The organism is Caulobacter sp. P1_B12_2 (assembly GCF_056406675.1).
The window spans coordinates 1-5789 of record NZ_JBFTZS010000298.1; the positions used below are offsets into that span (position 1 = coordinate 1).

The window sequence follows — 5789 nt, forward strand, 5'->3', positions numbered from 1 at the left end:
CGCTGCCGACATCCGACAGCAGATAGATGGCGATCAGCGGCGGGCCGAACGACTTCAGGTCCAGGCCGTAGCGCTTGCCCAGGAAGTCGGGCAGCCAGAACAGGAACATCCACCAGATCGGGTCGATCAGGAACTTGCCCAGGGCGAAGGCCCAGGTTTCCTTCTTGGTCAGCAGCTTGGCCCAGCCGATCTTCTCGACGGGGTCGGCCGGGTCCTGCTCGATGTGAGCCAGTTCGGCGGCGCCGAGGTTCTTCTGCTCACGCGGGCGGCGATAGACGATCAGCCACAGCGGCAGCCAGACCAGGCCGGCGATCCCCGTGACGATGAAGGCCATCTGCCAACCGAAGGCCAGCACGATGCCCGGCACGACCAGCGGCGTGACGATGGCGCCGATGTTGGTGCCGGCGTTGAAGATGCCGGTGGCCAGGGCGCGTTCGTTCTTGGGGAACCACTCGGCCACGGCCTTGATGCCGCCCGGGAAACCGCCGGCTTCACCGATGCCCAGGCCCATGCGGGCGATGGCGAAGCCGCCGAAGCCGCGCGCCAGGGCGTGACCGATATGGGCCACCTGCCAGATCAGGAACGCGATGCCGAAGCCCCAGCGGGCCCCGATCTTGTCCATGATCTTGCCCCACGCCAGGTAGGCGATCGCGTAGGCCAGCTGGAAGTAGAACACCAGATCGGCGTAGTGGGTCTCGTCCCAGCCGAACTCGGTGGACAGGTCGTGCTTGAGCAGGCCGATGGTCTGGCGATCGACATAGTTGATCACCATGGCCAGGAACAGCAGGCCGACAATCACCCACCTGTACCGCCCGATCTTCGCAGAAGGAGCCGGCATTGTTGGAGCGTCCATGGACGTCACATCCTCACCCTTAGGCTTGTAATTATTCCGACGCCCCCGCCGGTTTTCCGATCGTTAGAGCCTTTTCAAGCGAAGCGGAAATCCGTTCGCTTGAAGAAGACTTGGTAGAGCAAAACACGCCTGGCGCGCGACCAGGCTCTAGGCCGGGACGGCCACGCAGAAGACACTGCCGAACGGGCCGAAGTCTACGCGGGACGTATCCCCGGCGGCAATGTCATGAATTCCGGTGCTGGCGCCGGTGGTGACCAGCATGCCCTTCTTCAGCGGACGGCCGCGCGAGGCGACGTGGCCCAGCAGGAAGGCCAGGGCCGCCAACGGCGATCCGGGGATCGAGAACGCGCCGCCCTTGCCGACCGACACGTCGTTGATGAAGGTCTCCGACGGCATGTCTTCCCAGGCGATATCGCGCCAGTTCTCGACCACCGTGCCCAGGATCTGGCCGTCGTTGTTGCCGAAATCCGAGGCGACGATGGGCGGGCCGAGCTGGTTGATGGTGGCCAGCGGGCTGCCGGCGATCTCGATGCCGACGATCAGCTCGCCCACGTATTCGGCGGCTTCCTCGGCGGTCCATTCGGTCTTGTCGGCCGGAGCGTCCTTGCCCAGGCGGATGATGAATTCGGCTTCGACGGCGGTGAAGCCGCCGGCGATGGCGCGGAACGGGGTCGGCTCGGCGCCGGCGTTCCAGACCTTGGTCTTGAAGATGCAGCCGGCCAGACGCTCTGCGCCCAGGCGTTCGCGATGCTGCGGCGGCACCAGGCCCACCTTCCAGCCGACAAGTTCGTCAGGCCACATGTCGATGGCCAGATCCTGGACCGCGTAGCCGTCGGCCATCGATTGGGGCAGCACGCCGCCCGGATAGCCAGGGACCGACACGCCCTTCAGGCGCGCCTCTACGAATTGTGGTGCGATGGACGCCGGTGCGAACACCTCGCTCTCGGCCTCGGAAACGGTCACGCCGCGAATCCTCCCTCGCGTTACACTACAGTCCCGTTAAACGGGCTTTGTTCGTGCATAATGGAAACCGGTGTCATTGACAATCGGGCAACGCGACACCGGTGGCAGAGCATTGTCATGCCCCTAAAACGGGCGCGATGATGGCCGGCATGGTTGATCTTGCCGCCCTTCGCCGTCTGGCCCTGGCCCTGCCCGAGATCGTGGCGAGCCCCGATGGGGCGCGGCTGGCGTTCGAGGTGCACGGCAAGGGGATCGCCTGGTCCTATTTCGCGCGCGCTCATCCGAAGGCGCGGCGTGAGCTGGTCGAGGGCGTGATCGCCGTGCGCTGCCTGCGCGAGACCAAGGAGATGCTGCTGGAGGCCGCGCCGGATCGGTTCTTCGACGACGACCACTATCGCGGCTATCCCGCCGTGCTGGTGCGGCTGGAGGCGATCGACGAGGCCGAACTGGCGGGCTTGCTGGCCCAGGCGTGGCGGATCCTGGCGCCCAAGGCCCTGGTCAAGCGGATCGACGCCCAGCGATCCGGAACCGCGAACCCCGGCGGCGATTTCCCCTAGCAGACAAGTCTCTACCAGACGGGGAGCCGCGCCATGGCCCACGAACAGCTCGCCGAATACCGTCGCAAGCGCGACTTCCAGCAGACGGCCGAGCCGAGCGGCGACAACGCCGTGGCCTCCGCGCCGCATGCGCGGTTCGTGATCCAGAAGCATGACGCCACGCGCCTGCACTACGACTTCCGGCTGGAGGTCGATGGGGTGCTGAAGTCGTGGGCGGTGACCAAGGGCCCGTCGCTGGACCCGGCCGACAAGCGGTTGTCGGTCGAGGTCGAGGACCATCCGCTGGACTACGGCGACTTCGAGGGCACGATCCCTCAGGGGCAGTACGGCGGCGGCACGGTGCAGCTGTGGGACCGCGGCTACTGGTCGCCCGAACCCGGCTTCGAGGACGTGGCCAAGGCGCTGAAGAAGGGCGAGCTGAAGTTCGTGCTGGAAGGCGAGCGGCTGCACGGCTCGTGGGTGCTGGTGCGGATGAACTGGGACCGCAACGCCAAGGATGGCCCCAAGCGACAGGAAGGGGGAAAACGCTCCAACTGGCTGCTGATCAAGCACAAGGACGACGCCGCGCGGCCGGGCGAGGGCATGGCGCTGCTGGAGGAGGACGCCTCGATCGCCTCGGGCCGGACCATGGCCGACATCGCGGCGGGCAAGGGCAAGGGGCCCAAGCCCTTCATCCTGAAGGTCAAGGGCGACAAGGACGCGGTCTGGACCTCGCGGACCAAGGCCGAGCGCGAGGCGTTGCAGAAGGAGGCGGAGGAGACGCGGACGTTTTCATCCCCTTCGCTGTCATCCCGGGCGAAGCGAAGCCCAGACCCGGGACCGACGCCTGAGCGCGGCGCTTCCGGCGGTCCCGGATCTTCGCGCTCCGCGCTCGTCCGGGATGACAGCAGGAAGGGGAAGAAACCCGCCGATCTGCCCGACTTCATCGAGCCCCAGCTGTGCAAGTCCCTCGACCGTCCGCCCCCCGGCCCCGGCTGGGCGCATGAGATCAAGTTCGACGGCTATCGCGTGCAGCTGCGGGTCGAAGACGGCCGGGCGACCCTGCGCACCCGCAAGGGGCTGGACTGGACCGCGAAGTTCGCCGCCATCGCGCAGGCCGCCGCCGACCTGCCCGACAGCATCCTGGACGGCGAGGTCGTGGCCCTGGACGCCGCCGGCCAGCCCGACTTCGCCGGCCTGCAGGCGGCGCTGTCGGACGGCGACACCGGCGACCTGATCTTCTTCGCCTTCGACCTTCTGGCGGAAACCGGCGAGGATCTGCGCGACCTGCCGCTGCGCGAACGCAAAGCGCGGCTGAAGGCGCTGATGGGTGAGGACGAGCCGCGCCTGCGGTTCGTCGACCACTTCGAGACCGCCGGCGACGCGGTGCTGCTGTCGGCCTGCAAGCTGGAGCTGGAGGGCATCATCTCCAAGCGGCTGGACGCGCCTTACCGCTCGGGCCGCAGCGACACCTGGACCAAGGCCAAGTGCCGGGCCGGGCACGACGTGGTGATCGGCGGCTATACGACCACGGGCTCGGCGTTCCGTTCGCTGATCGCCGGCGTGATGCGCGACGGCAAGCTGGCTCATGTCGGCCGCATCGGCACCGGCTTTGGTCGCGACAAGGTCGCCAAGCTGCTGCCCCGGCTGAAGGCGCTGGAGACGAAGACCTCGCCGTTCGAAGGCAAGGGCGCGCCCCGCAATGCGGCGGAGATCCACTGGGTGAAGCCGGAACTGGTGGCCGAGATCGAATATGCCGGCTTCACCGGCGACGGCTCGATCCGCCAGGCCTCGTTCAAGGGGCTGCGCGAGGATATCCCGGCCAGCGAAGTCGAAGCCGAGGTCCCGGCCAAGGCCGAGACCGCCGAGCTGGCGACGCCCACCCCGAAGGCCTCGCCCAAAACCTCTGCCAAGGCTTCGGGGCCCAAGGCTTCGGGAACGATCTCCACCGCCAAGACCGAGAGCATCGTGCTGGGCGTGACGATCTCCAAGCCCGACAAGCCGCTATGGCCCGAGGTGGACGGCGCGCCCGCGACCAAGATCGACCTGGCCCGCTACATGGAGGCGGTCGGCCCTTGGATGCTGCCGCACATCAAGGGGCGGCCGGCCTCGATCATCCGGGTTCCGGACGGGATCGGCGGCGAGACCTTCTTCCAGCGCCACGCCATGCGCGGGATGTCGTCGCTGATCGAGCTGACCACGGTGAAGGGCGACAAGCAGCCCTACATCCAGTTCGACCGGGTCGAGGCGCTGATCGCCGCGGCCCAGATCGCCGCCGTCGAGATCCACCCCTGGAACTGCCAGCCGGGCGATCCGGAGGTGGCGGGGCGCCTGGTCTTCGACCTGGACCCCGCGCTCGGCGTGACCTTCCAGGACGTGATCGACGGCGCCCGCGAGATCCGCGATCGGCTGGAGGAAGTCGGGCTGGTCAGCTTCTGCAAGACGACCGGCGGCAAGGGCCTGCACATCGTCACGCCGCTATCGGACAAGGTGCCGTGGGACGCGGCCAAGACCTTCGCCCGCGAGGTCTGCGCCCGCATGGCCGCCGACGCGCCCGACAAGTATCTGATCACCATGAGCAAGAAGGCGCGGGAGGGACGGATCTTCCTGGACTATCTGCGCAACGACCGCACCTCGACCGCCGTCGCGCCGCTCTCGGCCCGGGCGCGGCCGGGCGGCACGGTGTCGATGCCGCTGAACTGGACCCAGGTGAAGGCGGGGTTGGACCCGACGAAGTACACGATCCGCACCGCCCCCGGCCTGATCGCCAAGAGCACCGCCTGGGAGGACTATTTCGACGCCGCCAAGCCCCTGAAGGCGGCGATCAAGCGGCTGGGATGAACGGACCCTAGCTCGCCTTGCGGGCCTCCGCCGCCAGCCGGTCGGCCTGGCGGTCCAGGTCGTCGGCTTGAGAGGGCAGGCGCTTGGAGAGGGTCAGCAGCTCGGCGTCGGTGACGACGTTGCCGCGCGCGCGATTGTCCTCGATCTGCAGGGCGCGGTAGGCGGGATCGCGCAGGCGGGCGGCCTCCTGGCGCATCTGCTGGGCGCCGTTCCTCATCTGCACGGCGCCTTGGGCCATCTGGGCGCGGGCCGTGATCATCTGGCGCGCGGCTTCCTGGCGGGCGCGTTCGCCCATCAGCCGGGCTTGCTCGCCGTCGGCCCGGGCTTGAGCGGCGTGGGCGCGCGCTTCGTCGGCGGCCCGGCGGGCGATGTCGCCCTGGGCGCGGTCGTTGTCGGCGAGACGTCGGGCCTGGGCGGCTTGAGCCCGGCTCTCGGCGGCGGCGCGCCGAGCCTGGGCGGCCTGGGCTCGGGCTTCCGCGGCCTGGGCGCGGGCCTCGGCGGCGGCCTGCTGCTCTTGAGGCGTGGAGAACCGGAAATAGCTGTGGCTGACGCCTTCCGGCGGTGCGGGCGGGGGAGGCGGCGGCGGAGGTGTAGGG

At 68.5% G+C, this 5789-nt stretch carries 4 protein-coding genes and 1 pseudogene; 2 read left to right on the forward strand and 3 right to left on the reverse strand.

The window, feature by feature from the left end; translation table 11 throughout:
* On the reverse strand, positions 1 to 853 hold an 853-nt coding region (locus AC1DZ6_RS17300), incomplete at its 3' end, for an MFS transporter (RefSeq protein ID WP_477098383.1).
* Between the two features lie 147 nt (positions 854 to 1000).
* Positions 1001 to 1816: a 2-keto-4-pentenoate hydratase gene (locus AC1DZ6_RS17305; RefSeq protein WP_477098384.1), complete on the reverse strand. Its 816-nt coding sequence runs from the start codon at positions 1814 to 1816 to the stop codon at positions 1001 to 1003.
* 149 nt (positions 1817 to 1965) lie between these two features.
* On the opposite strand from AC1DZ6_RS17305, the gene AC1DZ6_RS17310 reads away from it, so the two are divergent.
* Both AC1DZ6_RS17310 and ligD read left to right on the forward strand, forming a co-directional pair.
* Positions 1966 to 2373 carry an MmcQ/YjbR family DNA-binding protein gene (locus AC1DZ6_RS17310; RefSeq protein ID WP_477098385.1) on the forward strand — a complete coding sequence of 136 codons (408 nt, stop codon included), beginning with the start codon at positions 1966 to 1968 and terminating at the stop codon, positions 2371 to 2373.
* Between the two features lie 33 nt (positions 2374 to 2406).
* On the forward strand, positions 2407 to 5193 hold the full coding sequence (ligD, locus tag AC1DZ6_RS17315) for a DNA ligase D (protein ID WP_477098386.1): 2787 nt from the start codon (positions 2407 to 2409) through the stop codon (positions 5191 to 5193).
* Between the two features lie 7 nt (positions 5194 to 5200).
* On the opposite strand, the pseudogene AC1DZ6_RS17320 reads toward ligD, so the two are convergent.
* Positions 5201 to 5789 (reverse strand): annotated as a pseudogene (locus tag AC1DZ6_RS17320) (M56 family metallopeptidase); the annotation flags it as partial.

What these genes read in the sequence shown, in the direction of transcription:
- ligD (WP_477098386.1), top strand. Translation starts at nt 2,407, where the DNA reads ATGGCCCACGAACAGCTCGCCGAATACCGTCGCAAGCGCGACTTCCAG.
- AC1DZ6_RS17310 (WP_477098385.1), top strand. Translation starts at nt 1,966, where the DNA reads ATGGTTGATCTTGCCGCCCTTCGCCGTCTGGCCCTGGCCCTGCCCGAG.